The sequence below is a fragment of the Vibrio sp. 10N.261.54.E10 genome, assembly GCF_002877735.2.
GTDB classification, from domain to species: Bacteria; Pseudomonadota; Gammaproteobacteria; order Enterobacterales; family Vibrionaceae; genus Vibrio; species Vibrio crassostreae_C.
The window spans coordinates 2,148,745-2,175,605 of sequence record NZ_MCXE02000001.1 but is presented as its reverse complement, the minus strand read 5'-3'; the positions used below and the strand labels follow the sequence as shown (position 1 = coordinate 2,175,605).

At 45.3% G+C, this 26,861-nt stretch carries 28 protein-coding genes; 14 read left to right on the top strand and 14 right to left on the bottom strand.

Going from position 1 to position 26,861, the window contains the following annotated elements:
• The first annotated feature begins 22 nt into the window (after positions 1-22).
• The 5 genes from accA (at position 23) to BCU07_RS09495 (ending at position 4,184) form a co-directional block, all read left to right on the top strand.
• Positions 23-982, top strand: a complete 960-nt coding sequence (gene accA / locus BCU07_RS09515; protein WP_017060731.1) for an acetyl-CoA carboxylase carboxyl transferase subunit alpha — start codon at positions 23-25, stop codon at positions 980-982.
• A gap of 124 nt (positions 983-1,106) precedes the next feature.
• Positions 1,107-2,441: a tRNA lysidine(34) synthetase TilS gene (gene tilS / locus BCU07_RS09510; protein WP_102428243.1), complete on the top strand. Its 1,335-nt coding sequence runs from the start codon at positions 1,107-1,109 to the stop codon at positions 2,439-2,441.
• Positions 2,442-2,487: 46 nt separating this feature from the next.
• Positions 2,488-2,811: a c-type cytochrome gene (locus BCU07_RS09505; RefSeq protein ID WP_170791809.1), complete on the top strand. Its 324-nt coding sequence runs from the start codon at positions 2,488-2,490 to the stop codon at positions 2,809-2,811.
• Positions 2,812-2,941: 130 nt separating this feature from the next.
• Positions 2,942-3,280, top strand: a complete 339-nt coding sequence (gene glnB / locus BCU07_RS09500; RefSeq protein WP_017063373.1) for a nitrogen regulatory protein P-II — start codon at positions 2,942-2,944, stop codon at positions 3,278-3,280.
• Positions 3,281-3,341: 61 nt separating this feature from the next.
• Positions 3,342-4,184, top strand: coding sequence for an endonuclease/exonuclease/phosphatase family protein (locus tag BCU07_RS09495; RefSeq protein ID WP_017060728.1), 843 nt, complete (start codon positions 3,342-3,344; stop codon positions 4,182-4,184).
• Between the two features lie 106 nt (positions 4,185-4,290).
• On the opposite strand, the gene BCU07_RS09490 is transcribed toward BCU07_RS09495, so the two are convergent.
• The 3 genes from BCU07_RS09490 to gloB all read right to left on the bottom strand — a co-directional run bounded on the left by BCU07_RS09490 (position 4,291) and on the right by gloB (position 7,377).
• The gene (locus tag BCU07_RS09490) at positions 4,291-4,977 is read right to left on the bottom strand and encodes a YIP1 family protein (protein WP_017060727.1); all 687 of its coding nucleotides are present in this window, start codon (positions 4,975-4,977) and stop codon (positions 4,291-4,293) included.
• Positions 4,974-6,548 (bottom strand): LysM peptidoglycan-binding domain-containing protein, encoded by a 1,575-nt coding sequence (locus tag BCU07_RS09485; RefSeq protein ID WP_017063374.1) that lies wholly within the window; start codon positions 6,546-6,548, stop codon positions 4,974-4,976. The genes BCU07_RS09490 and BCU07_RS09485 overlap by 4 nt, the downstream gene beginning before the upstream one ends.
• Before the next feature lie 70 nt (positions 6,549-6,618).
• Positions 6,619-7,377, bottom strand: a complete 759-nt coding sequence (gene gloB / locus BCU07_RS09480; RefSeq protein ID WP_017060725.1) for a hydroxyacylglutathione hydrolase — start codon at positions 7,375-7,377, stop codon at positions 6,619-6,621.
• 53 nt (positions 7,378-7,430) lie between these two features.
• On the opposite strand from gloB, the gene BCU07_RS09475 reads away from it, so the two are divergent.
• A complete protein-coding gene (locus tag BCU07_RS09475; RefSeq protein ID WP_017060724.1) occupies positions 7,431-8,213 on the top strand; it encodes a class I SAM-dependent methyltransferase in 783 nt (260 codons plus the stop codon).
• Between the two features lie 98 nt (positions 8,214-8,311).
• Here the strand turns inward: BCU07_RS09475 and rnhA are convergent, their stop codons facing one another.
• Entirely contained in the window at positions 8,312-8,776 is a 465-nt protein-coding gene (rnhA, locus tag BCU07_RS09470; protein WP_017060723.1) for a ribonuclease HI, read from the bottom strand.
• 56 nt (positions 8,777-8,832) lie between these two features.
• Between rnhA and dnaQ the strand changes: the two genes are divergently transcribed.
• Positions 8,833-9,600 (top strand): DNA polymerase III subunit epsilon, encoded by a 768-nt coding sequence (gene dnaQ, locus BCU07_RS09465; RefSeq protein ID WP_102428242.1) that lies wholly within the window; start codon positions 8,833-8,835, stop codon positions 9,598-9,600.
• Between the two features lie 9 nt (positions 9,601-9,609).
• Positions 9,610-10,857: a TIGR03503 family protein gene (locus BCU07_RS09460; protein ID WP_102428241.1), complete on the top strand. Its 1,248-nt coding sequence runs from the start codon at positions 9,610-9,612 to the stop codon at positions 10,855-10,857.
• A 130-nt stretch (positions 10,858-10,987) separates the two neighbouring features.
• On the opposite strand, the gene fadE is transcribed toward BCU07_RS09460, so the two are convergent.
• Positions 10,988-13,453: an acyl-CoA dehydrogenase FadE gene (gene fadE, locus BCU07_RS09455; protein ID WP_102428240.1), complete on the bottom strand. Its 2,466-nt coding sequence runs from the start codon at positions 13,451-13,453 to the stop codon at positions 10,988-10,990.
• A 329-nt stretch (positions 13,454-13,782) separates the two neighbouring features.
• Here fadE and lpcA point away from each other — a divergent pair, with 329 nt between their 5' ends.
• The gene (lpcA, locus tag BCU07_RS09450; protein WP_017063379.1) at positions 13,783-14,358 is read left to right on the top strand and encodes a D-sedoheptulose 7-phosphate isomerase; all 576 of its coding nucleotides are present in this window, start codon (positions 13,783-13,785) and stop codon (positions 14,356-14,358) included.
• 65 nt (positions 14,359-14,423) lie between these two features.
• Positions 14,424-15,269 (top strand): class II glutamine amidotransferase, encoded by an 846-nt coding sequence (locus tag BCU07_RS09445; protein WP_102333435.1) that lies wholly within the window; start codon positions 14,424-14,426, stop codon positions 15,267-15,269.
• Between the two features lie 106 nt (positions 15,270-15,375).
• Here BCU07_RS09445 and purN read toward each other — a convergent pair whose 3' ends face one another.
• Together purN and purM are read right to left on the bottom strand one after the other, a co-directional pair.
• On the bottom strand, positions 15,376-16,050 hold the full coding sequence (gene purN / locus BCU07_RS09440; protein WP_102333440.1) for a phosphoribosylglycinamide formyltransferase: 675 nt from the start codon (positions 16,048-16,050) through the stop codon (positions 15,376-15,378).
• 132 nt (positions 16,051-16,182) lie between these two features.
• Positions 16,183-17,223, bottom strand: coding sequence for a phosphoribosylformylglycinamidine cyclo-ligase (gene purM, locus BCU07_RS09435; RefSeq protein ID WP_008222945.1), 1,041 nt, complete (start codon positions 17,221-17,223; stop codon positions 16,183-16,185).
• Between the two features lie 169 nt (positions 17,224-17,392).
• Between purM and upp the strand changes: the two genes are divergently transcribed.
• Positions 17,393-18,019: a uracil phosphoribosyltransferase gene (upp, locus tag BCU07_RS09430; protein WP_017060716.1), complete on the top strand. Its 627-nt coding sequence runs from the start codon at positions 17,393-17,395 to the stop codon at positions 18,017-18,019.
• Positions 18,020-18,160: 141 nt separating this feature from the next.
• Here upp and BCU07_RS09425 read toward each other — a convergent pair whose 3' ends face one another.
• Positions 18,161-19,399, bottom strand: a complete 1,239-nt coding sequence (locus BCU07_RS09425; RefSeq protein WP_065583985.1) for a uracil-xanthine permease family protein — start codon at positions 19,397-19,399, stop codon at positions 18,161-18,163.
• Positions 19,400-19,677: 278 nt separating this feature from the next.
• Here BCU07_RS09425 and BCU07_RS09420 point away from each other — a divergent pair, with 278 nt between their 5' ends.
• Positions 19,678-20,937 (top strand): DUF2066 domain-containing protein, encoded by a 1,260-nt coding sequence (locus tag BCU07_RS09420; RefSeq protein ID WP_102428239.1) that lies wholly within the window; start codon positions 19,678-19,680, stop codon positions 20,935-20,937.
• A 110-nt stretch (positions 20,938-21,047) separates the two neighbouring features.
• Here the strand turns inward: BCU07_RS09420 and BCU07_RS09415 are convergent, their stop codons facing one another.
• The 4 genes from BCU07_RS09415 to BCU07_RS09400 all read right to left on the bottom strand — a co-directional run bounded on the left by BCU07_RS09415 (position 21,048) and on the right by BCU07_RS09400 (position 24,009).
• Positions 21,048-21,485, bottom strand: coding sequence for a DUF2069 domain-containing protein (locus tag BCU07_RS09415; protein WP_017060713.1), 438 nt, complete (start codon positions 21,483-21,485; stop codon positions 21,048-21,050).
• Complete coding sequence (gene wrbA / locus BCU07_RS09410; protein ID WP_102428238.1) at positions 21,482-22,075, bottom strand: NAD(P)H:quinone oxidoreductase; 594 nt, start codon at positions 22,073-22,075, stop codon at positions 21,482-21,484. The genes BCU07_RS09415 and wrbA overlap by 4 nt, the downstream gene beginning before the upstream one ends.
• 6 nt (positions 22,076-22,081) lie before the next feature.
• Complete coding sequence (gene arsC / locus BCU07_RS09405) at positions 22,082-22,432, bottom strand: arsenate reductase (glutaredoxin) (protein WP_102428237.1); 351 nt, start codon at positions 22,430-22,432, stop codon at positions 22,082-22,084.
• A gap of 122 nt (positions 22,433-22,554) precedes the next feature.
• On the bottom strand, positions 22,555-24,009 hold the full coding sequence (locus tag BCU07_RS09400; protein ID WP_017060710.1) for a tetratricopeptide repeat protein: 1,455 nt from the start codon (positions 24,007-24,009) through the stop codon (positions 22,555-22,557).
• A 178-nt stretch (positions 24,010-24,187) separates the two neighbouring features.
• On the opposite strand from BCU07_RS09400, the gene BCU07_RS09395 reads away from it, so the two are divergent.
• Together BCU07_RS09395 and BCU07_RS09390 are read left to right on the top strand one after the other, a co-directional pair.
• Entirely contained in the window at positions 24,188-24,427 is a 240-nt protein-coding gene (locus tag BCU07_RS09395) for a sulfurtransferase TusA family protein (RefSeq protein WP_017060709.1), read from the top strand.
• Positions 24,420-25,496, top strand: a complete 1,077-nt coding sequence (locus tag BCU07_RS09390; RefSeq protein WP_102428236.1) for an AI-2E family transporter — start codon at positions 24,420-24,422, stop codon at positions 25,494-25,496. Before BCU07_RS09395 ends, BCU07_RS09390 begins: the two co-directional genes overlap by 8 nt.
• Positions 25,497-25,632: 136 nt before the next feature.
• Here the strand turns inward: BCU07_RS09390 and bcp are convergent, their stop codons facing one another.
• Positions 25,633-26,103: a thioredoxin-dependent thiol peroxidase gene (bcp, locus tag BCU07_RS09385; protein ID WP_017060706.1), complete on the bottom strand. Its 471-nt coding sequence runs from the start codon at positions 26,101-26,103 to the stop codon at positions 25,633-25,635.
• Between the two features lie 12 nt (positions 26,104-26,115).
• Positions 26,116-26,658 carry a glycine cleavage system protein R gene (locus tag BCU07_RS09380; RefSeq protein WP_017060705.1) on the bottom strand — a complete coding sequence of 181 codons (543 nt, stop codon included), beginning with the start codon at positions 26,656-26,658 and terminating at the stop codon, positions 26,116-26,118.
• Between the last annotated feature and the right edge of the window lie 203 nt (positions 26,659-26,861).

Below are 26,861 nucleotides of genomic sequence, written 5' to 3'. Positions count from 1 at the left end.
CTGAATCAACAAGGATTCATAGATGAGCCTGAACTTTCTAGAATTTGAAAAGCCTATCGCTGAACTTGAAGCAAAAATCGAAGCGCTACGTGACGTTTCGCGTCACGGTGGTGACACAGCGGTAGATCTAGACAAAGAAATCGAACAACTAGAGAAAAAAAGCTTAGAGCTTAAACAGAAAATCTTTAGTGACTTAGGTGCATGGCAGGTAGCTCAACTTGCTCGTCACCCTCAACGTCCTTACACCAAAGATTACCTGGAGCATGCATTCACAGAGTTTGAAGAGATGGCGGGCGATCGCGCTTACGCTGACGACAAAGCTATTGTGGGTGGTATGGCTCGTCTAAATGGCCGTCCTGTTATGGTTATTGGTCACCAGAAAGGTCGTGAGACTAAAGAGAAAGTGATCCGTAACTTTGGTATGCCAAAGCCAGAAGGTTACCGTAAGGCGCTACGTCTAATGGAAACTGCTGAGCGTTTCAACATGCCTATTATTACTTTCATCGACACAGCGGGCGCATACCCAGGTGTTGGTGCTGAAGAGCGTGGTCAATCTGAAGCTATCGCTAAAAACCTAAAAGTGATGGCTGGCCTTTCAGTTCCTGTTATCTGTAACGTTGTGGGTGAAGGCGGTTCTGGTGGTGCACTAGCGATTGGTGTTGGTGACTACGTGAACATGCTTCAGTACTCTACGTACTCAGTAATCTCTCCAGAAGGTTGTGCTTCAATCTTATGGCGCGATTCAGATAAAGCACCACAAGCAGCTGAAGCGATGGGCCTGATTGCTCCTCGTCTTAAAGAGCTTGAGCTTATCGACGAAATCATTCCTGAGCCTCTAGGTGGCGCGCACCGCGACCCTGCACAAACCGCTCAAAACATGAAAGACATGTTAGTTAAACAGCTAGAAGAGCTAGAGCAGTTTGATAACGAAACGCTGCTTGAGCGTCGTTACCAGCGTCTAATGAGCTACGGCTACTGCTGATAACTTGCCTTAGCGATAAGGCTAGCTATACGAACAAATGATGAAAGGGTTGGACTCAGTGCCAACCCTTTTTTATTATTAAAACATTATCCCTTAACACACGATCTCTTGGTTTATTAGCCTCATGACACACTTAATTGATACCTTCACATCTGTACTTGATCAAAGCGCGCTTAAGCCTTGTCGGTTGATCGTCGCTTTCAGTGGTGGTGTCGATTCACGAGTGTTGTTGGAGTTGGCTGCCCAATTCGCTAAGTCCCATCACATCGATTGCTGTGCGGTACATGTTCACCACGGCTTAAGCAACAATGCTGATTATTGGGCAGAGCAGTGCAAAACATGGTGTGATGCTGTGTCGGTATCCTTGTTCATTGAACGAGTCTCGCTAGATATTAGCCGTGGAGAAAGCGTTGAAAAGCTGGCTCGAGACGCGCGATACCAAGCCCTTAAAAAGCATATTAGACAAGGTGATGTGTTAGTGACAGGCCAGCACATCGATGACCAAGTCGAGACCTTCTTGTTAGCTCTTAAGCGTGGCAGTGGTCCGAAAGGGCTCTCTTCAATGGCGAAAGTGATGCCATTTTCAGGTGCTCATATCGTTCGCCCACTGCTGTCGGTGACGAGAACGGATATTGAAGGGGCGGCGCGCGATATGGCTTTAACTTGGGTAGAAGATGAGAGTAATCAAGACGTTCGCTTTGACCGTAATTTTATTCGTCATCAAGTCACTCCGACACTGACCGAGCGTTGGCCTAGTTTTCGAGAATCGGTCAGTCGTAGTGCTCAGCTATGTGCAGAGCAAGAGTTACTGTTGGATGAGTTGTTAGAATCTCACTTACAACAAGCTTTGACTGAGAAGCACAGCTTAAGTATTGAGGTATTATCTCAGCACTCTGATTTACTGCGTGCACGCTTATTAAGAATGTGGCTGAGCCGCTGTAATCAACCGATGCCGAGCCAAAAGCAGCTCAAACTTATATGGGATGAGGTGGCATGTGCTCAGGCAGACGCCAACCCTAAGCTGGTGTTGAATGAGGTTGAGGTTAGACGTTTTAATCATCAGCTCTATGTCGTCAAAGAGACCAAAGACTTGTCGAACTGGCAAAGTGATATCTCGATGGAAGAGAGCTTAGTTTTGCCTGACGGTTTAGGGGAACTACACTTAACTTCAGCGGCGAGTGATGGTGTATCTAACCACTGTGATGCGCAACATTTTAGTCTCAACACAACGAGAGGAACACTGCGAGTGATATTTAACCCTGAGGGATTGTCAGCACACCCTGTTGGGCGCGGTCATAGCAGGAAGCTTAAGAAGTTGTTTCAAGAGTACCAAGTACCCAGTTGGTTAAGACGCAGAACGCCGATATTAATGGATGGCGATCGAGTGATCGCTGTTTTAGGCTTATTCGTAGATAAAAACTACGAAGGTCAAGATTGTGAAGCGCTTTGGAGCAAGTAGAAAAAGTTTATGTCACAATTCACCGTCACTTTAATAAAAATAATTAATGGAATATGCAATGAAGAAAATTACACTAGGATTAGTTCTTGGATTTGGACTATTGAGTGGTAACGCTCTGGCGGCTGATGTTGCTGCGGGTCAAGCTAAAGCAGCAATCTGTGCGGCATGTCATGGTGCAGACGGTATCGCAGTGATCCCTGGCTATCCAAACCTTAAAGGTCAAAACGAGCAATACATCGCTTCATCAATTAAGGCCTATAAGAATGGCCAGCGCACCGGCGGTTTGGCCGCTGTAATGCAGGCTCAAGCTTCAATGCTGAGTGATGAAGACATCGCGAATCTAGCCGCTTACTACGCAAGCCTTAAGTAAAACCTTCTCAAAGCGCTGATTAAACAAGATGATAAATTTCGAGCCAGAGCTTTAAAGCTCTGGCTTTTTTCATTGAATGTTTACTATAGCTAACCGATAATGAGCCATTCGCACAGTTTAAGGGATGAACATGAAAAAGATTGAAGCCATTATCAAGCCATTCAAACTTGATGATGTACGTGAAGCACTTGCAGAAGTGGGTATTACGGGTATGACAGTATCTGAAGTTAAAGGCTTTGGACGTCAAAAAGGTCATACTGAGCTATACCGCGGCGCAGAGTACATGGTCGACTTTTTACCTAAAGTGAAACTAGAAATCGTTGTGACCGACGAAGTGGCTGACCAATGTGTTGATACCATCATTGAGACGGCTCAAACAGGTAAAATTGGTGACGGTAAGATCTTCATTACTGAAGTTGAACGTGTGGTACGTATTCGTACTGGCGAAGAAGACGAAGACGCCGTATAAAAAAACTATTACCCTAAAAGGAGCGTTTATCGCTCCTTTTTCATCTCTGGTAGGGTGCTGTATGTTTAAGAAAACCATCATTGTTATCACGTTATTGATAACGCTTGCTGTCGTTAGTTTTCATTTTATCTTCGTGATCCCGAATAAACCCAACCTGATCATTTCCTCTCAAAGTACCAGTAACGACATCTACAGTTGCTACCAAAACTCTGCACCGAAAGCGATTGATGTGTCTGATGGCTTAGACATTACGGTGTGGAATATCTACAAGCAAAACCGAAATAATTGGCAGAGTGAGTTAAATAAGCTGTCGGCAGGTAGCGATTTAGTCTTGCTGCAAGAAGCTAGTATGACAGAAGGACTTCGCCAATGGGTAATGAGCGGACAGTGGGGAAGCACACGTGTTAATGCGTTTGAGGCCTTTGAGCAAAGTGCTGGGGTACTCAACCTAGCAACCCATTTACCGATCGAAGCTTGTGCTTATACTCATGAAGAACCTTGGCTTCAACTGCCTAAATCGGCGCTTTGGTCGCGTTACCAACTAAACAATGGCGAAGAGCTGGCTGTGATTAATATCCACGCTGTGAACTTTACCTTTGGTACGGAAGATTACGAGGCTCAGCTCAAGAGCTTAACTGACAATCTGCAAAAGTATCGTGGGCCGGTTATTTTTGCTGGGGACTTTAATAGCTGGAGTGAAGCTCGCTTTGCTGTATTGAAAGATGCGTTGGAGAAGGTTGGTTTGACGGAAGTTGCCTTTGAGCCAGATAACAGAACTCAGTTCATTACAGGACTGGTGCTCGACCATGTGTTCTATCGAGGGCTAGAGGTAGAAAAAGCAAAAGCGCCCATTACGGACGCTTCTGATCATAACCCTATGCGAGTGACCTTTAAGGCTAAATAGTGATTAGCTATTAGTCATTGGAACTTAACCATTCGCACGGTGGTTACCTTGGGAAATCTAACGGAACAATAGGCTAGAGAGTCTTCGCTAGCCTTATCTCTTCTACTTAAAAGATTAAAATGTAGAGCGCCCAGATTAGGTAGTAGCCAACCCATGGTAAGCCTGAAATCACAAGCGCTTGCCCGCGTTCAAACTCAGTCCACGTTAATACCGCAGCATAACCTAGCACGATGTACCATGGCAGAAGCAGTGGTAATGAGCTAGCAAACTGTGACCAATCATTAGTTAGCGGTAACTTGATCAAGCCATTTAAGCTGTTCAAGTCGGCAGCGTAGTTCATCACATGTCCATGCTTGAGTATCAGGCTTGCGTAGCTTGCTACATCACCTAAAACAGCTGGGAATATAACAACCGATGCCGCTGCAAACCATCGCCAAAAGCTGTGCTGATGTTGGCTTGGCTTGGTTGCTAGGTTAAACCAGAATGCCAATAGAACGATGGTTAATGTTCGGCCAAATACGTCGCTGATGATTTCACTTGCGAGTAAGGTATTGCTGTCAAGTAACGCCAATTGGTCAGGGTTCGTTTGAGCCAGTTGCTGCGAGAGCTCTGCACTTAACCATGCAAAATCTACATTCGAAAAATAAGCACCCCAAAACAAAAATGGGCTGAGCATTAATACGACGTAGGGTTGCCATCCCCAAGCACTTCGTTGATAAAGCGCTAAGAAACAAGCTGTTGGCGAACGGAATATATCCAACAGCATGACGAGTGGGTTACTTGACGGGTTCATACACTTACCTTAGTTACATCAACATACAGCTTCAGTTTTTGTCCTGGCTGTAGGTATTTTTTGTTCTGCAAAGTGTTCCATTTTACAACATCTGTACTTTTTACTTTGAACTTTGATGCAATACCGCTGACTGTGTCACCTGATCTTACGTTATAAAAGATCGTACGGATGATGGCGCCGTCTGAGCCGTTCTTCCAAATGACCAGTTCTTGACCAACTCTAAGCGTGTCGCGTGGTCCCATGCCATTCCACTTAGCCAGTGATTGATGAGAGACCTTATTTGCGCGTGCAATCGTCCATAGGCTGTCACCACTTCTTACAGTATGGCTGAGCTTATATTGACCACGACTCTTCGACTGTGTGCTTGCTAGGCGGTTTGAGGCGCTTAGGGCGTATGTCTTGTCGTCTTTGGTGGATGTTGGGATAAGTAAGTGCTGGCCAATACGAATATTGTTGTTGCTCAAACCGTTTGCAGAGCGGATCACTTTGCTGGTGGTGTTATATTTGCTTGCCAGTACGCTAATGCTGTCACCAGATTGAACCTTGTAACGCACCAACTTCATGCCTTTGCCTTTATTGGCAGCGACTTCTTTGTTGAATTTCTCAACTGAATCTAAAGGAAGTAATAGTTGTTGGTGTTTCTCTGGTGCCGTTGCCCATTGGTTGTAAGCCGGGTTGTAACCTTGAAGTTCTTTGACAGGAATGCCTGCGTAGTTCGCAGCAATGGCTAAATCAAGCTGTTCTTCAGGGTTAACCAGAGTCAGCACTGGCTTATTCGGGATCGCCGGAATATCGATGCCATACTTTTCTTGGTTGGCAATGACATCTGCTAGAGCAAGCAGTTTAGGTACATAGCTGCTGGTCTCTTTTGGTAAGTCCAAAGAGAAAAAGTCGATTGGCTTGCCAAGCTTCTTGTTCTTGCGGATTGCGCTGTTTACTCGACCACCACCACTGTTATAGGCAGCAATCGCATGATTCCAGTCGCCATCGAAACGTCGGTTAAGATCTGAGAGGAAGTCCAATGCGGCGTCGGTAGAGGCGGCAACATCGCGGCGGCCGTCATACCAAAAGTTCTGTTCAAGCCCGTAGTCTTTGCCAGTGCCTGAAATGAATTGCCATAGACCAGCAGCACTGCCATGAGAGTAGGCAAATGCATCGAAAGAGCTTTCTACAACGGGTAGTAGTGCCAATTCTAGTGGTAAGCCTTTTTCTTCAATCTTAGTCGTGATCAGATACAAGAAAGGTTCAGCACGCTTTGATACTGTTTTTAGATGACTCGGGTGCTTGAGATACCAAGTTCGGTAGTAGTCGACCTTCTTTTGGTCTGGCACTTCCATTTCAAGTTGCATCGCAATGCGTTTCCAAACATCTTCTTGTGTTTGTGGAGTAACGACAGGTGCTTCAACTTTTTGATCTTCTTTGGCTGTTGCTTCTGATGAAACGTTCGCTTGAGAAACTTCTTTAGTAGGAGATGTGTTGGTTTGCTCGGAAGCTTGGTCTGGATTCTCTGACTGAGTTAATTGGCAACCAGAAAGTAGTAATACCAAAGCCCAGCTGTACTTAACTCGCATGTTACAGCCTTTTTAATTAACGGCCGATGATAATACTTGCCACCCCCTATGAGTGACAAGTCTGTATTTGTTAAAATTCGTTCTTCCACGCACGTAAAGCGGTGAATACCGATAAAGGATCGGTCTGCTCGGTGCGATTAGACACTGATTTCACTACACTTGGCTCGGTATAGCGCAGGAAGGGGTTCACAAACTTCTCTTGTCTCAAATTTGTGGGGATGGTCGACTTATTTTGAGCGCGAAGTCGGTTCACTTGGTCGCGATATTGCTGCAAATGTTGGTTATCAGGCTCTACGGCTAATGCGAAAGCGATATTGGCTGCAGTGTACTCATGTGCACAATAAACTTCGGTTTCTTGAGGCAGAGCCGTGATCTTATTCAGTGCATCGAACATCTGTTGTGGTGTGCCTTCCATGATTCGGCCACAGCCCGCAGAGAACAACACATCACCACAAAACAGTTTGGCATCGCCCACATAACCAATATGACCCGCAGTATGGCCACTGAGCCCTAGGACGAGGAATACTTCGCCAAACAGTTCTAATTGATCACCATCATCGACCGGATGAGTTAAGGTAGGGATAGGTTCATTCCTTGGACCGACAACATCCACGCCGGGAAATTGTCTAACGAGTTCTGGAACACCACCAATGTGATCGTGGTGGTGGTGTGTAATCAAGATTGCATCTAAAGTTAGCTCATGGTGTGCCAAGTACTCTAATACTGGAGCCGCATCACCAGGGTCGACGACAGCACAACGGCGATCGCTATTTTGAATCAGCCAGATGTAATTGTCGTTAAATGCAGGTATGCTTTTGATATGTAACATTATTGGTTCTCCAGTCACTATTAGTGCGACAGAATAAGTGAGACAGATTATTGATGAAGCCAGCACGTAGCAGAAAGAAGTTTGAACGTCCTTACACTTGGGCGCAATTGCACAATGGGGACTGGTTGAGAGAATCTATTCAAACTCGACTCGATGAGTGGTGCCCAAAGCTATTTGGTTACCATATGCTCAAGCTCGGTGGCCTCAGTAGTGAGATTTCTAGCTGCACATGCAACATTCAACATCAAGTAAACCTAGATATCCAGAACCCATTACATAATGTGATAGCGGATGGCTATAATTTACCCTTTTTGGAGAAAAGCTTTGATGTTGTAGTACTGAGTCATCAGCTAGATTATAGCAATGACCCGCATCGCTTATTGAGAGAAGTCGATCGAGTGATGATGGACGATGGCTATATCATTATCACGGGCTTCAACCCAATCAGTGTCACTGGGCTTGCCAGTTTGATGCCTTGGCGAAAGAACAGCTTGCCTTGGAGTGGGCGTATGTACACGCCAAGTCGAATTAAAGACTGGTTAGGTGTACTTAACTATGAAGTAATTCATTGTGACACCTACGCGCTGTTTCCGATGAGTAAGTATCAAGCGATGTGGACGTGGTTGGAGAACAGCTTAGGTGGTTGTGCATCCTTCGCCGGAAGCCAATACTTTATTGTTGCTCGTAAGCGTACTTACCCGCTAAAACCCATCAAACCACATTGGCACCTTAAGCGACGTTTCTCGCCTGTTGGGGCAAGTTTTAGAACCAATACGCGCCGTACAATGGATTCAGCCAAAGCGTCATATCCGCTAAAAACAGAAAAAGCCGATTAGTTGTCGGCTTTTCATCTATCAATTCGATTGAGAAATTGTCAATTAGTTTAAGAAATTATAAATCGCTTTCTGAAATGTGCGTCTAATTAAAAAGACGATTAGCTTGGTTGATAGCCCGTATCTTCTAGAGTCGGATTCTCCGCTGCATTTCGCGCTAAATCATCACACATTTCGTTTTCTCTGTGTCCCGCGTGTCCTTTTACCCAGCGCCAATCAACGCTATGGCGAGCGGTTTCTTTATCGAGCCTTTGCCACAGATCGGCATTTTTAACCGGTTTCTTGTCGGCTGTTTTCCAGTCACGCTTTTTCCAGTTATGAATCCACTGTGTGATGCCTTGACGCACGTATTGGCTATCTGTGGTCAGAATCACAGAGCAAGGTTCTTTGAGGGCTTGGAGAGCAACGACAGCGGCGAGCATTTCCATACGGTTATTGGTTGTTAGCGTGAAACCTTCTGCTAGCGTCTTCTCGACTTTTTTGTAGCGAAGTACGATGCCATAGCCGCCGGGACCAGGGTTGCCTAAACAAGAACCATCAGTGAAAATTTCAACTTGTTTCGTCATGATTTGATACTATTACCTCAAGCACATTATCGGCATAGTCTGACACAGTTATCCTTATGAATACCAGTAGCACTCCAGAACAAAGCACGAACGAAAAAAACAGTTCGAACGAAAATAAGCGCATTGTTGTACTCGATACCGAAACCACCGGTATGAATACAGAAGGTGGCCCTCACTATATGGGTCACCGCATCGTTGAAATTGGTGCAGTAGAGATCATCAACCGTAGGCTGACCGGGCGTCACTTCCACGTCTATATAAAGCCCGATCGTGCGATTCAAGAAGAGGCGATTGGCGTTCACGGTATTACCGATGAATTCTTGATTGATAAGCCAGAATACCAAGACATACATAAAGAGTTTCTCGACTTTATCAAAGGTGCTGAGCTGGTAGCTCATAACGCGCCCTTCGATACGGGCTTTATGGACTATGAATTTGAGAAGCTCAACCCTGCGATAGGTAAAACGGATGACTACTGTAAAGTTACCGATACCTTGGCCATGGCGAAGAAGATATTTCCAGGCAAAAGAAACAACCTAGATATCTTATGTGATCGTTACGGTATTGATAACTCGCACCGTACTCTCCACGGCGCATTGCTCGATGCGGAGATCCTAGCCGACGTCTATTTATTGATGACGGGTGGGCAAACTTCGCTGCAATTTAACGCCGGTCAAAAGGAAGGTGAAGGTGAAAGTATACGAAGAGCAGAAAGTGGTCGAAAATCCCTAAAGGTTTTACGAGCTACGGCCGATGAAGTAGAAGCGCATCAAAGTCGTTTAGATCTCGTCGAGAAAAGCGGAAGCTGCCTCTGGCGTCAGTAGGGAGAAAGTATGTTAAGGGTATTGGCTACCGGTTGCTTATTGCTGTTAAGTTTTGGCTTACATGCAGCAACAGAATCCGCAATGAGTTTATTGGACAACCGTTTTCGAGTTGATCCCAGTATTGAACAAGTCACCTTTGTGATTTATCGAGCCGATAACTCTAAACCTGTCGTTTTGGTTCGCCCTGATGGCAAGAAATACTACTCTTGGCGCAATGCTGATAATGTCCGTTGGTACGAAGAATCGTCCATGGACATTATCTCTATCGACAATCCGATGCCCGGCCCTTGGCAAGCGATAGGTAAAGTTTCCCCTAAGAACAATATCAAGCTGCTGTCTCATCTTGTTTTGGATGCTAATGAGTTCCCAGATAAGTTGTATCAAACAGAGCGCATCAAATTTACCGCTCGACTGACTTCTGATGGCAAGCCGCTGGTGCTGCGCGATTTTCTCGATCGCGTGAAGCTTAAGGTTACCTTTACTAAGTTTGTTGAAAACGAAGAGTCTTTGGTGAGAGAAGCGCGCCCGGTGCCGGTTGTGATGGGCGAGTTTGCCGATGATGGCGCTGATCTTGATGAAAAGGCCGGAGATGGTGTGTTCACTGTCTCTTTGCCAATTGATATCGAGCCCGGTAAATACCGAGCGCGTATTACCTCTGGTAATGGCGTGTTCCTGCGAGCGCAAGAGCAAGAAGTCTTGGTTTACCCAACACCGATCACTAGCACCTTCATTCAATCACGAAAAGAGGGTTTACCTCATACTATTGTGGTGTCTGGTGAACAGGGGATGATCGCACCGAGCTCATTAGCGGTTCATGTTGAGCACAAGGCTCCTGATGAATATGTGATGTACAAGCAGGGGCAAGCTGAAGTCGACGCAATGAAAGTCGCTTTAGAGGTGCCTTATAATGGCGATTTAGGAATTTATAATTGGTCAGGGATGGTTTATGCCACTGATGCTTCAAGTCAGCGCCCGCTGATTTTTCCAATTACCGAGCAGTCGTACAGCGTTGTTGAAGATATCGACTTAGCAGAGTCACGACGTCTTCAAGAAGAAGCTCTTGCTGAACAGAAGCGTATCGCAACAGAGTTGATGATCCTTCAAAAACGTGAAGATGACAGACAGCGCAGTATGATCATTATTGCGGTGGGTAATGTGGTCGCTATTCTATTGGGCTTATTGATTTGGTTTGTGGTTCGTAAGGTCAAGGCGAAGAAAAAAGCGTTACCTGAGATGCAGCTCAAGGCGCCCAAGTAACTCGCTTAGATGATTAGATTGTCTAGAGAGAATAAGCCGCTAGATAAAGCATTAAAATTTGTGACAACGATGTCATGAACAAAAAAAAACGGGACTCATAGGAGTCCCGTTTTTGTTTCTTTTTCTAACCTTAAGCGACGTTATCAATCGATTGGTCTGGGTACTGAGACTTTGCTGCAAGCTCCTCTGGAGAGAAGTCGTCAACGTTAATCGTGTACAGTCTATGTTCCTCGGCGCTAATCAGCAGAACTGCTTCGTCTTGCGTTAAGATGCCTTTCTCTAACCCTAATTGAGCCACAAGATCAAGTCGTAAGAAGGCACGTTTTTGATGTGTCTCTTTGCAGACTTTGTCGAACAGAGGTTCAGCTTGAAGAATCACTTCTAGCGCTTTTTCAATCTTACCTACTGGGTTGTATTCCGTCGCTTCTAGGTATTGGCCGCGACCTATACGAGAGCGTGTTTCGCTTGGTGTTTGTAGAATGTGCGCAACTTTGCTATCGAGCTTGTCGTTTGGAGCACGACGGATACGACCAAATGGCATTAGCACAACACGAAGCAGACGACCAATCACAGGGTTAGGGAAGTTCGCTAAGAATTCATCAATCGCCACTTCAGTCTGACGTAAGCTATCTTGCATCCCCCAATGTACTAACGGTAGATCTTCAGCGTGGCTGCCTTCACTTTCAAAGCGCTTCAACGTTGCTGAACCGAGGTAAAGTTGACTTAAGATATCACCCAGTCTTGCTGATAAACGTTCTCTACGCTTCAGTGATCCGCCTAGAACTGCCATTGAAATATCAGACAGTAGCGCTAGGTTTGCACTGTAGCGGTTTAGCTGTTGGTAGTAACGCTGTGTCTGTTTATCTGTTTTATTTGAAGGTGTTGGCGCATCAGAACCACGACCATCGGTTAAACCAAACCACAAGCTGCGGACTAGGTTGCTCATCGTAAAGCTAACGTGCCCTGCTAACGCTGAATCAAACTTATCAAGCGCATCGCTGCTTTCAGAATAAGCCGCTTCCATTTCGTTCAGTACGTAAGGGTGACAGCGAATCGCACCTTGACCATAGATGATCATTGAACGAGTCAGGATGTTTGCGCCTTCAACCGTAATCGCGATAGGCGAGCCTTGGTAGCCACGAGCTAGGAAGTTCGATGGGCCTAAACAAATGCCTTTACCACCGACGATATCCATCGCATCAATGATGCTGCGCTGGCCACGGTGAGTACAGTGGTACTTAACGATTGCAGATATAACCGAAGGCTTTTCACCAAGGTCGATGCCCGCAACGGTTAGGTTACTTGCAGCGTCCATTACATAAGCGTTACCTGCAAGGCGTGCAAGTGGCTCTTCAACCCCTTCCATGCGGCCAATAGGCTGTTTGAACTGACGGCGGATACGAGCGTAAGCGCCAGTTGCAAGCGCGGCAGACTTGATGCCACCAGTTGAATTTGAAGGCAGTGTGATACCACGACCAACCGACAGGCACTCAACCAGCATACGCCAGCCTTGACCGGCCATTTTCTGACCGCCAATGATGAAATCGATAGGCACGAAGATATCGTCGCCTTGCGTCGGGCCATTTTGGAAAGGTACGTTTAGTGGGAAGTGGCGGTTGCCAATCTCTACGCCTTTTAAATCCGTTGGGATAAGCGCACAAGTGATACCAAGATCTTTTTGATCACCAAGCAGGCCATCCGGGTCACGAAGTTTAAAAGCTAAGCCTAATACCGTCGCGACAGGCGCGAGAGTGATGTAACGCTTGTTCCAAGTTAGGCGCATGCCGAGTACTTCTTCGCCTTGCCAGTCGCCTTTACAAACCACACCGTAATCTGGAATAGAGCCAGCGTCTGAGCCAGCTTCTGGGCTAGTTAGTGCGAAACAAGGGATCTCTTTACCTTCCGCTAGGCGAGGCAGGTAGTGGTTTCTTTGTTCTTCTGTACCGTAGTGTTGTAAAAGCTCACCAGGGCCTAATGAGTTAGGTACGCCAACCGTCGATGACAATACACTAGAAACGCCTGTTAGCTTCTGTAGAACCAAAGATTGAGCGTAAGCTGAGAACTCTAAGCCGCCGTATTTTTTCTTGATGATCATGGCGAAGAATTTATGGTCTTTCAGGTATTGCCATACTTCTGGTGGCAAATCAGCAAGCTCATGAGTGACTTGGTAATCATTGACCATTTCACACACGATATTTACTGGACCATCTAAAAACGCTTGCTCAGCTTCAGAGAGTTTCGGGTCAGCAATGTTCTGAAGTTTCTTCCATTCAGGTTTGCCTTTGAACAGCTCTGCTTCCCACCATACTGTGCCGGCTTCTAGTGCTTCTTTTTCTGTCTGAGACATCGCCGGTAGAACTTTCTTAAATAAAGAGAGTGCTTTTTGGCTGATCAGTGTCTGACGAATGGTCGGTACAGCAAAGATCGCAACGGCTAATAGGTAACAAAGCCAGCCAGTAATCGCGACGCCGCCAAACAGTGTGAGTGCTATCATCGCGCAGGTTAGTACAACTAATGCACGCACAAGACTAACTCTATGGTAAAGACAGACGCCTAAGATGACGGTCATGCCGAGTAGGGAGAGCAATATGTTCATGATCGATTTCCTTTTCAGAGATCACTTATTGTTATTAAGTTTTAGGTAAGAGGTCTAACCAGTTAAGTGTAAACAAAATATTAAATATTTGTAAAACTCTAAATTGGATAAAAAGCGATCTGAATAGAGTTAAAATTCTAATTGTGAGAGGTTGGTGGTGAATATTTGGGCGGATCGACAGTGACTGGTTAATAAAGGTGGCAATCTTTGGGCTTAAGTGTCGACACTATTTCATGTTTGTGGGTAAACTCAGTTATAAAGAGGGGAAAACCCTCAGTTCTCATTTCACGCACTTTAAGTTGCGTTAAAAAAAATAAGAGATAAGCCTTATGTACCAAGACCTAATCAAAAGTGAATTAAACGAAGCTGCTGACGTTCTTAACAAGTTTTTGAGTGACGACCATAACATCGCTCAAATTGAAGCGGCGGCAAAACTGATTGCTGACTCATTCAAGCAAGAAGGCAAGGTGCTTTCTTGTGGTAACGGTGGCTCACACTGTGATGCAATGCACTTCGCGGAAGAGCTAACAGGCCGATACCGTGAAAACCGTCCAGGTTACGCTGGTATTGCGATTTCAGATCCAAGCCACTTGTCTTGCGTGAGTAATGATTTTGGCTACGACCACGTATTTTCTCGTTATGTAGAAGCGGTAGGTCGTAAAGGTGATGTGTTGTTCGGTCTGTCGACTTCAGGTAACTCTGCCAATATTCTAAAAGCGATTGAAGCTGCTCAAGCTAAAGGCATGAAGACGATTGCATTGACGGGTAAAGATGGCGGCAAAATGGCGGGTTGTGCTGATATCGAAATCCGAGTGCCACACTTTGGTTACGCAGATCGCATCCAAGAGATTCACATTAAGATCATTCATATTGTGATTCAGCTTGTTGAAAAAGAGATGGAATAATAGTTTTACAGACATTTGGAGCCCAGCTTAGGCTCCATTGGTTTTAATAGGGAGTAGATTAAACCATGTGTGAATTGCTCGGTATGAGCGCGAATGTGCCAACTGATATTTGTTTTAGCTTTACTGGTCTTATGCAGCGTGGAGGCAATACTGGCCCGCACCGCGATGGCTGGGGTATTACCTTCTATGAAGGAAAGGGTTTTCGTACATTTAAAGATCCTAACCCTAGCTGTGAATCTAAGATCGCTGAGTTGGTTCAAAACTACCCAATTAAAAGCCAAGCCGTTGTCAGTCATATCCGTCAAGCGAACCGTGGTGGTGTTAATCTAGAAAATACACACCCTTTTACTCGTGAGCTTTGGGGGCGATACTGGACCTTCGCTCACAATGGTCAATTAACGGATTACGACGATCTGATCAGTGGTCGTTTCAGACCGGTCGGCGAGACAGACAGTGAGCTCTCTTTCTGTTGGTTACTCAAACAACTCGAAGAGCGTTTTCCTGAGCCACCTCAAGATATGGAAGGTATGTTTCGCTTTGTGGCTGAGTGTTGTGACAAGCTGCGTGAGAAAGGCGTTTTCAACATGTTACTCAGTGATGGTGAGTATGTGATGACCTTCTGTACCAACCATTTGTACTGGATAACAAGGCGCGCACCTTTTGGTAAAGCGAGCCTGATTGATGAAGATGTTGAGATTAACTTCCAAGAAGAAACTACACCTAATGATGTGGTTACAGTGGTGGCAACCCAGCCTCTAACAGACAATGAAGAGTGGTTTAGAATGAAGCCGGGCGAATATGCGCTGTTTCATTTTGGTGAGCTGATAGGCAACAATCATAAAGCATTGGAAGATGTCGCTTATGCGCCGAAGAAGGTAGCAAGCCAAGCGCCAACTGAACCATTGAGCTGAGCTAAGTATCCCGAATAGTATGATTTGAACCTCATAAAAAAGACCGCTTACTGAACTAATGAATCAGTAAGCGGTCTTTTTTGGATTTGATTTAGTTTCTGAAGAATTACTCTTCTGCGTAACCGTGTTTACCTAATGCCTTACCGTCTAAGACAGCTTGCCCATTTAGCATTGATAAACGATCTTCGGCGAACCATTTACAGACCATAGGGTAAATGCAGTGTTCTTGAGTAAGCACTCGGCTTGCCAACATATCAGCATCATCATCTTCAAATACCGGCACCTTAGCTTGCAAGATCACAGGGCCGCCATCGAGCTCCTCGGTAACAAAGTGGACGCTAGTACCGTGTTCTTTGTCTTGCGCATCAATGGCACGCTGGTGGGTGTGTAGGCCTGGGTATTTCGGCAACAGAGAAGGGTGGATGTTGACCATTTTCCCTGCATAGTGACGAACAAACTCTGAACTCAGGATTCGCATGTAGCCAGCGAGTACGATTAAATCTGGCTGGTAAGCATCGATCTGAACCATCAATTCATGGTCAAACTCTTCACGTGAACCAAAGTCTTTTGGATTCACTGAATGAGCGTCAACACCTGCGGTTTTCGCTCGTTCTAATCCAAAAGCCTCTGCTTTGTTTGAGAAGACAGCTTTAACCGATGCATCAATCATATCGCTATCGCAGGCATCTAAAATAGCCTGTAAGTTACTTCCGCTTCCTGAAACTAACACAACGATGTTTTTCTGAGAGTGACTGGTTTTATTTGAGTGATTGTTTTTCATAGAGTGGGTCATACGATTGATTAACTGAATTGTTTACAATGTACCTACATAAACTAAGGTTTTCTGCGGGCTAAATAGCAAAATGAGGACCATTAGGTCCTCATTGATTAACTAAGTAAGTGAGCGTATCACTTATTTAATTTCAACTTGCTCTTCGCCAGCTTCAGCGTTTGCGATCTCACCGATAACCCAAGCGTTTTCGCCTTCAGCTTTCAGTAGTTCAACAGCAGCGTCTGCTTGATCTTTAGGTAGAGCAACAACTAGGCCTACACCACAGTTGAAAGTGCGGTACATTTCGAATGTCTCCACGTTACCTTTCTCTTGTAGCCAGTTGAAGATAGCAGGCCATTCCCAGCTCTTGCCATCAATGACGGCTTTAGTACCTTCAGGAAGTACGCGTGGGATGTTTTCCCAGAAACCACCACCTGTGATGTGTGAGATAGCATGAATGTCATGCTCTGCAATCATCTTAAGTGCCGATTTGATGTAAATCTTAGTTGGTTCTAGTAGGTGCTCACCGATAGTGCGACCTTCTAGTTCTTCACTCTTATCAGCACCAGAAACTTCTAGGACTTTACGAATTAAAGAGTAACCGTTTGAGTGTGGACCACTTGAGCCAACAGCGATAAGTGCGTCGCCTGCTGCTACTTTAGTGCCGTCAATGATGTCCGCTTTTTCTACAACACCAACACAGAAGCCAGCTACATCGTAGTCGTCGCCTTCGTACATGCCTGGCATTTCAGCCGTTTCACCACCGATTAGTGCACAGCCAGCTTGAACACAGCCTTCAGCAATACCAGAAACAACGTCTGCTGCTGTATCTACATCTAGCTTACCTGTTGCGTAGTAGTCTAGGAAGAATAGCGGTTCACCACCTTGAACGATTAAGTCGTTCACACACATTGCCACTAGGTCGATACCAATGGTGTCGTGTTTTTTCAGATCCAAAGCAAGGCGAAGTTTAGTACCAACACCATCAGTACCTGAAACAAGTACCGGCTCTTTGTATTTCGTTGGAAGTTCACATAGGGCGCCAAAGCCACCAATACCGCCCATTACTTCAGGGCGACGAGTGCGTTTAACAGCACCTTTGATACGGTCTACTAGTGCATTACCTGCGTCGATATCAACACCAGCGTCTTTGTAGCTTAGAGAAGAAGTATTACCACTCACGGGATAGTCCTCGAACTTAAGTTGGATGTGAAAACGGCGCTATTCTAACAGGGCTTGAATATGAAGAGCAAACGTTTGCGCGGTTTTTTTTATTAGAATAAAGATTCTGAAATAACCTTAGAGTTCGTGTATAATCTACAGGTTTGTTTAAATATTGCCGGAGTTGGAAATGAAAGTTGTTGAAGTGAAACACCCGCTAGTAAAACATAAAATTGGCCTGATGCGTGAAGGTGAGATTAGCACTAAGCGTTTTCGTGAGCTAGCGACAGAAGTGGGTAGCCTTCTAACATACGAAGCGACATCAGACTTTGAAACTGAGCGTGTGACGATTAACGGTTGGAACGGTCCAGTTGAAGTTGACCAAATTAAAGGTAAAAAAGTAACAGTAGTGCCAATCCTACGTGCTGGTCTAGGCATGATGGACGGTGTTCTTGAGCACATCCCAAGCGCACGTATCAGCGTTGTTGGTATCTACCGTGACGAAGAAACGCTTGAGCCAGTTCCATATTTCAACAAGCTTGCATCTAACATCGATGAGCGTATCGCTCTAGTGGTAGACCCAATGCTTGCAACGGGTGGTTCTATGATCGCGACTATCGACTTAATGAAAGAGAAAGGTTGTAAGCACTTCAAGATTCTTGTTCTTGTAGCGGCTCCTGAAGGTATTGCGGCTCTAGAAAAAGCGCACCCAGATGTTGAACTTTACACTGCTGCAATCGATGAAAAGCTAAACGACAAGGGCTACATTGTTCCTGGTCTTGGCGATGCTGGCGATAAGATCTTCGGTACTAAGTAATTCGGTTTCAGCTTAAGTGACTCTAAACAGTTCCTTAACTCGCTGAATTAACCGTATTAATAAAAAGGGAGAGCATTCGATGCTCTCCCTTTTTTGATCTTGTTAGGTTGTGATTCTTTGGAATCTAGCCTTACCGACTCATTAATCGATTTGAGCTTTATCTACCACAGTGTTGTCACCTAGCTCTTCTGGAAGTACTAGGTTAAGTAGAATCGCAACGATACCGCACAAGCTTACGCCCTGTAGGCTAAAGTCACCGATACCAAAGGCCATGCCGCCAATACCAAAGACTAAAGTAATGCCCACAATCACAAGGTTACGTGATTTATGCAGGTCAACGTTGTTCTTGATGAGTGTGTTAAGGCCCACTGTTGCGATAGAGCCAAACAGTAGAATCATGATGCCACCCATTACAGGAACCGGAATCGTTTGAAGTAGTGCGCCTAGCTTACCAACCAATGCAAGAACGATAGCAGTAACAGCAGCCCAAGTCATGATCACTGGGTTGAATGCTTTGGTCAGCATTACTGCACCTGTTACTTCACTGTAGGTTGTGTTTGGCGGAGCGCCCAGCATTGAAGCGGCAATTGTAGCCACGCCGTCGCCTGTGATAGTACGGTGTAAACCTGGCTTTTTAAGGTAGTCTTTACCGGTTACGTTAGAGATAGCAAGCATGTCCCCTACGTGCTCTACGGCTGGTGCGATAGCAACAAACACCATAAAGAAGATAGCGTTGATGTTAAATTCTGGTGCTGTGAAGTTAGGTAGTGCTAACCAAGATGCTTGCGCTACTGGAGTGAAGTCTACCGCGCCGTATACCAAGCTGGTGATGTAACCCGCAACAATACCACCGAAGATTGGCAGTAGCTTAAGGAAGCCTTTTGAAAACACACTGATGACAATCGTCACTAACAGTGAAATTGAAGAGATCCACAGGGCAGCGTCTGCATCAACAAGCTGAACCGCACCATCGCCTGTCTTACCTAGCGCCATGTTAACTGCAACAGGTGCAAGACCTAAACCGATAACCATGATCACAGGGCCAACAACGACTGGTGGAAGCAGTTTATGGATGAAGCCAACGCCACGAACTTTAATTAACGCGCCCATTAGTACATACACAACACCCGCCGCCATCAAGCCGCCCATGGTTGCACCAACACCCCAAGTTTGAATACCAAACATGATAGGCGCGATGAAAGCAAAAGAAGATGCTAAGAAGATTGGCACTGAACGGCGTGTAATAAGTTGGAATAAAAGGGTACCGATACCTGCGCCAAACAGTGCAACGTTGGGATCGAGTCCAGTCAGTAGCGGCACTAATACAAGCGCACCAAATGCTACAAACAGCATTTGCGCACCTTGCAGAGCATTTTTCATGTTATGTCCTTAAAAATGGTCGTTATATGAAAAGCGAAAAATAAAATTCGCGGGATTCTATCACTTGGCAATCGATTGCTACACCAAATAGATCAAATTTATTTATCTTAGTGATGTTTTATATCCATCTAAGCCCTAGAAATTCAGTTTATAAGTGAGCGATTTATCATGGCCAGGTGATATTTTGTGGTTATTAAACACAGTGGGCGCTATCGACCTTGCCCCTCAATCCATAGTTGCTTATCATCTAGGCACAAGATTTGAATATTAGGATCAGTATGCGCTACATAGCATTGTTGTTGATGGGACTATTAGCCTCTCCGAGTTATGCCTTAACTCAAGTAGATATTTTTAGTGCTGAAGTTGCGATTAACGCTGAAGACAAACAGCCAGAACAAGTGGCAAGAAATACAGGTATGGAGCAGGTATTGATACGTGCGACTGGCCAAACTGATGTCGCTTCGAATGAGACGATTCAAAAGGCGATGCGCAAGAGTTCGCAGTACATGTCTCAAATGAGTTTTGGCGAAAGCAATGACCAATCAACATTGCGTATGCGTTTTAACGGTGCTCAAATCCGTTCTCTGTTGACTCAAGCACAGTTACCTTACTGGCCTGACACGCGTTCAAACATCCTTGTTTGGCTTGTGGAAGAGGACAACTACGACAAGAACATCGTATGGGAACACTCTAACTCACAGTTAGCAGCTAGCTTACAAGCGAACGCAAAAGAGCGTGGCTTGCCTCTAACGCTGCCTGTGGGTGACTTTGACGATATTACGGGTATTGCGACTTCTGATTTGTGGGGTAGCTTTGTTACGCCAATCAGTAAAGCGAGTCAGCGTTATCCTGTTGATGCTGTGTTGGTGATAAAGGCTCAATCTTCAGGCCTACGTTGGGCTCTATACGATCAAAAGCCAAGTCAATTGACGAGTGCACCAACATCGCCTGTAAGTGGTTCACTATCGGGTAACAGCGACACGACTTCTAAGAAGTTAGTTGACCAAATCAGTAACTACTACGCAGGCAAAAGTGCTGTGACGGTAGCGAGTGAGTCATCAGAATCGATTTTAACGCAGTTTATTAGCCTGAATAATGCTCAAGACTTCTTCCAGTTAGAGAACGCACTTAAGCGTCTAAACTCGGTGGCAAGCCTAGATATTCTGAAGATTCAGAACAACGAAGTCACTTTCCGAATTCACTTATTGTCGACTCAACAAGAGTTTGAGCAAGAAGTAGCAAGTATTCGCCAAGTTGCGAAGGTTGAAGAATCTTACATTGAGCCTGAAGTGAGCCCTGAATTTGAAACTCAAGACAACACAATGTCTGTAGGTGATGATTCAACAGACGCTGCTGAAGTCGTTGGTGACGAAACTGACTCAGGCGTACAAGTGATTAAGGGCAACGAGGTATCTGAGGATGCTGAGCTAACGAATACGCCTGACACAACGTTAGAGGATTCTAGTACAGAAGATCTAACCATCACTGCGCCAGTACATGCTAAGCCAAGCTTGGTATACGAGTGGGTTCGCTCATAATTGTCAGCTGACATGACTGATTGAAATGAAAACTTGAAAAAAGCCCTGCAAGAGCAATCTCGCAGGGCTTTTTGTTTGTAAGCGGTCAGTTTAAAAGCATGGGCTCAATATTATTGCTCGAACTTAGCTTTCTCTCTCTTTTCTACTTCGGAAAGGCGCTTCAACTTGATGCCTAACTCTTTGGCTCTAAAGCGAGTAAATAAGATATTGCCCGCGAAACCTAGAGTCGTCAGAAGCAGTTCTACAGCCGCTAATAAACGTTCACCATCGTCTACATACAAGATAGTTAATGCGTGTAGGAAATAGAGCATCAAGACGAAATTTGCCCATGCGTGCGTATAAGGTTTTCCTGCTAAAATGCCCGGTAATGGCAATAACAGCGGGATAGCCCAAGCAATCGCCAGTGTGACATTACTGAGATGAGGGTGCGGTGAAAGCGTCATCTGCCAAGCCACCACCCAGAATAACAGTGACAAGTTGCCCGCTAAAGCAAGGTAGCGAAATAGCTTGGTTTTGGGAGACATAGCCTTCTCTGGCATATACATCATTGAGAAATTCCCTTCTGATTTATTGCGATGCGCGCTAGGCGTTTACCTAGGTTTTGCGCCAACTCAATCTCTTCTTTGCTAAGTGAAGCGCTCTCTCCAGTACTGCTTGCACCATAAGGCGTACCACCAGTTTGAGTGGTGTGCAGCGCCGGTTCTGAGTAGGGGATGCCCACGACTAACATGCCGTGATGAAGCAGGGGCAACATCATGCTTTGTTGTGTTGTCTCTTGACCACCATGCAATGATGAAGAAGAGGTAAATACACAACCTGGCTTATCGATGAGATCACCATTGATCCACATTGATGTCGTGCTATCCCAAAAGTGCTTCATTGGCCCGGCCATGTTACCAAACCAAACCGGACTGCCTAGCGCCAAACCATCACAAGATCGAAGTTCTTGTAACGAGGCAATAGGATCGGTTGGTTGATAACGCGAATCAGGCTGCTCTTCTACTGTGTACACGTCGTTCACCGTCCTTAGCATAGCTTCGCAGTTCAGGATGGATTCAACCCCTCGTGCAATCTGCCTTGCTAGAGCTTGTGTGTTGCCGTGGCGACTGTAATAAAGAACAAGAATGTTAATGCTCATATTGGATTACAGAATCTCTAGCACTTGCTCTGGTGGACGACCAATTTTTGCTTTGTTGTTCGCAACAACAACAGGGCGCTCAAACAGTTTTGGATTTGTCGCCATTGCTGAGAATAGATCTTCATCGGTAACTGATGCATCGCCAAGATTAGCCTCTTTGTAATCCGCTTCTTTGGTGCGCATCATGTCGCGAACACTGTCAAAACCAAGCTGAGTGAACAGTACTTTCAGCTGTTCAACTGTTAACGGAGTCTCCAGGTATTTGATGACCTCTGGCTGTACGCCGTTTTCCTGAAGCACTTCTAGAGTTTGACGGCTCTTTGAGCAGCGTGGGTTATGATAAATCACGACAGACATGGTTCTTCCTCATTATTATTTTTGATTTAGTTGTTTAGCTGAAGCCACCATAGGTGACTTCTTTTTTGTGTAACGTTGAGCTTTCTTTTTATTCTGGTAACGAGCTGTTACCAGTAAACACTCTATTGTAGCGACAAGAAGCGCTCTCGTTGAATCATTAGCTGATCAATTCGAGCGTCGTAGCGTGCTTGTTTTAGGCTTCCTAATTCTGCGATTTGGCTTGCTTGCGTGTAGTACTGAATCGCTTTGTTCCAGTTGGCTTGCAGTGCCAAAATTTCTGCACGAGCAGCCAGTTCTTCGTCGCTATTACCAAGGCTCGTATTTACTTTTGAAAGTAAGTGCCAGCCATTGGTGTCATTCGGGTTATCGTGCGTGTAACGCTGCAATACGCGAACCGCTTCTTGAAGATCTTCATTTTCAATCAGTGCGTTGGCGTAGTTAATGGTCAGAACCGGGTTGTTTGGTTGACGAACCAGTGCCGATTTAAGTTCTTTAATCGCAATCTCAGGCTGCTTCTTCTCGATGTGCAGATCCGAAATAGCATCTAGATAAAACAGGTTGGTTGGATCGCTGTTAATCAGCTTGTTCAGGATGGGCTCTGCTTTGTCTAATTTTTTAGAGTCTAGGTAAACCAGTGCTTGGCCATATTCTAATGACGGAACCAAAGCTTTAGGGGCTTTCTTTAGCTGACGCTCAAACCAATCAAGAGCAGCATCATTATTAATGCCAGCATAGCGCGCAACAATGCGGGCTCTTGCTAGGTGGTAGTCCAGAGAGGGAGCCAGTTTCAGTGGCGGGTAACTACGAGCACGAGCACGTGAATCGGTAATTCGGTCTTCTGGTAATGGGTGAGTCAGTAGCATTGGCGGTGGTGTGCTCGCATAGCGATATTCATCAGCTAAACGGCCAAAGAAACGTGGCATCGCATTCACATCAAACCCAGCTTTTGCTAGCGTGTTGATACCAAAGCGGTCGGCTTCTTTTTCATTACTACGGGTGTAGTTGATTTGGCTTTGCATATTACCCGCAGTCGTTGCCGTTAGGGCTGCAATGCCGGCTTCAGGAGCTGCAATTGCCAGTAATACAGAGGCTGCTAGCGCTGCAATGGTTGCTGGAGAGCGGCGCGCTTGGTCTTCCATACTACGCGCTAAGTGACGTTGGGTTACGTGCGCGATTTCGTGCGCTAATACAGAAGCTAATTCACTTTCAGATTGTGCATGCAGGAATAGACCTGAGTGCAAAGCAACATAACCACCAAAGAAAGCAAAGGCGTTGATGTTGCGGTCACGGATCATAAAGAACTGGAAAGGTGTCTTTACATCATTTGCGTTCGCGACCAGACGATGGCCAAGAGTATCAATATATAGATTTAGAACTGGGTCGTTTACGATAGGCTGGCTACTTCTGATGATGCGCATGTAGGCATCACCATAGATAAGCTCTTGGTCGATAGTGAGTGTGCCGCCAGCAGCGGTACCGATATCTGGTAGCTCCAAACTATTGGTATTCGCCATAGTTGGGGTGCTTAATGTAGCTGCGATGCATAAGCAAGCAATTGAGCGAGCGCGTTTAAACATATTAGTCAGTAATACTCCGTTTCTTCTGACAGTAAGACAAGTGCAATGGAAATTGGTTCTTTATCTGATTTAACCTTTGCCAAGTGCGTGCGCTATCATGAAGGAGGATGAATGAATGATGGCGCGTTTTCAAAAACAGATTACAATACGACCCTTATAATAAGCATCGAGCTCAAGAATGACACCTAATATTCTAGATTTACGCCAAGAGCGCTGTCCAATGGCGCTATTATTAGCCAAGCGTCACAGTGTAAAGTTAGAAGTAGGGCAGTCATTGTCAATTTATGTGTCTGATAACAGTTCGATGAAAGATATTGTTACTTATTTGTCTAAGCAAGCCTATGACGTCATCACTGAGGTTTGCTCTAATTACCATCATCTCCTCGTCACTAAAAAGGAATTGCAGTCAGATGCTTGAAATGGTCAATCGTTGGTATAAACGACGTTTCTCTGATCCCCATGCTGTCAGTTTGGTTGCCATCATTCTCTTCGGCTTTATTACGATCTACTTCTTTGGTCACCTAATTGCACCACTCTTGGTTGCGATTGTGTTGGCTTATTTGCTTGAGTGGCCTGTTACCCAACTTCAAAGACTCGGTGTTCCAAGAACGCCTTCGGTGATGTTGGTGATCATGATGTTCTTTAGCGTGATGCTACTTGCGATCTTTGGCTTGGTACCAACCATTTGGCAACAAGTGGGCAATCTAATTAATGATATCCCAAGCATGTATGGCAGCTTGCAAAACTTCATTGCGACGATTCCTGAGCGCTATCCTGAGTTAGCAAACTTGCAGATCGTTGAATCGATTGTGTCTAACGCGAAAAACAAAGCATTAGGCTTTGGTGAAAGTGTTGTTAAAGGTTCTTTGGCTTCTCTTGTGAGCTTGGCTACGCTTGCGGTTTACTTGATTCTTGTGCCGCTGCTGATCTTCTTCTTATTAAAAGATAAAGAAGAGATGATCAGCATGGCGAGTGGCGTGTTGCCTAAAAACCGTCGTCTAGCGACCAAGGTTTGGGTTGAGATGAACCAACAAATCTCGAACTATATTCGCGGCAAGGTCCTTGAGATCTTGATCGTCGGTGGTGTCAGCTACGTGACCTTTGCGATTCTAGATTTACGTTATTCAGCTCTGCTGGCTGTCGCGGTTGGCTTCTCGGTACTGATTCCTTATATCGGTGCGGCGGCTGTGACCGTTCCTGTCGCGATTGTCGGTTTGTTCCAGTGGGGATTAGAACCTCAGTTTTACTGGTTGCTTCTCGCTTACGGTATTATCCAAGCGCTAGATGGTAACGTGCTCGTTCCTGTTCTTTTCTCTGAAGCGGTGAACCTGCACCCAGTGGCCATTATTGTTGCCGTGTTAGTGTTTGGTGGACTGTGGGGATTCTGGGGCGTGTTCTTTGCTATCCCGTTGGCAACGTTAGTTAAGGCGGTTTGGAATGCCTTACCGAGTCACGCATTAGACGATGACCCCGAACATCAAAAGTAATTGATCTTGTTATAGAAAAAGGCCGAACATCCATGATGTTCGGCCTTTTTGCTCTTAGCTTAATAATTAGCTTAATGAGTGTTGCTATTGCCTTAGAAAGTGATGAATCTAAGTCATTAACTCACTCAAATCGCCCTTAAGCTTCTTGATTGAAGTAATCTAGAACCACTTCGTGGTGAGTCTTAGTCTTGAACTTGTTGAAGACATGTTCAATCTGACCTTCTTCATCAATTAGGAAGCTAATACGGTGCAGACCGTCGTAGATTTTACCCATGAATTTTTTCTCGCCCCAAACGCCAAACTGTTCAGCAACGCTGTGGTCTTCATCAGATAGCAGGGTGAAGTTTAGAGATTTCTTCTCAACGAAGTTTGGTAGACGTTTTACTGGGTCAACACTCACACCTAGAACAACCACGTTTAGGTCATCAAGCTGTGTTTTGATATCACGCAGGCCTTCCGCTTGCACAATACAACCTGGAGTCATTGCTTTAGGGTAAAAATAGAAAAGTACTTTTTTACCTTTGAAGTCACCAAGAGATACGATATTGCCATCTTGATCTGGAAGAGAAAAAGCAGGTGCTGGAACACCAGCCGTTAGCGTATTCATGACATTTCCTTTTTAAAGACTGTTTTTGATAAAGTTGAGCGAGCCTTGGACTGATAGGCTCTGACACAGCGAATCGAATTCTTCTTGTAGCTGCATCAAGTTACATTCTGATTGCACAGAAGCGGTAATAGAGATATGGAATTGGTCGTTGTCGAGTTGAACCTTAGATTTATTGATGGTTCGTGCACTTAACGAATCGAGGCCGATGTTTCGGTCTGCGAAGAACTGGGTAAACTGCTCAGTAAGTCCGATTTTATCGTCTGACTCAACGAACACCTCTACTGTGTAAGAGTTCTCAATAACATCATGAGTTGAGGTTCGCTTCATAATCGTAATCAAGTCGTGCTCTTGTCCAAGCAAGGGCAAGGTGGTTTCAACGCGGGTAATGTTGTTTGCCTTTCCAGACAGCAGCATGATAAGCGTAAATTCTTCGCCAAACAGGGCGATACGGCTATCAATAATGTTACAGCCTGATTGGGTGACTAAATGAACCACTTGGTTGCATACACCTGGGCGATCAGTGCCCACAGCTGTGATTACTAGATGTTGAGTCATAAAATCACGTCTCTTTATATTCCATTGATTCATGCATGTTAGCACAGTTAGCTCGTGGAATAAGCGTGCGTGCGGGGCTTTTTATGTGCGACCTTGCTTCGAACATGCAACCAATGATAAGAATATCGAGCGCGTTAAAAAATGAGATAGAGCGATGAGAGCACAGCTTACTTGTTACTGACATCCAGTGATGTGCTATCCGC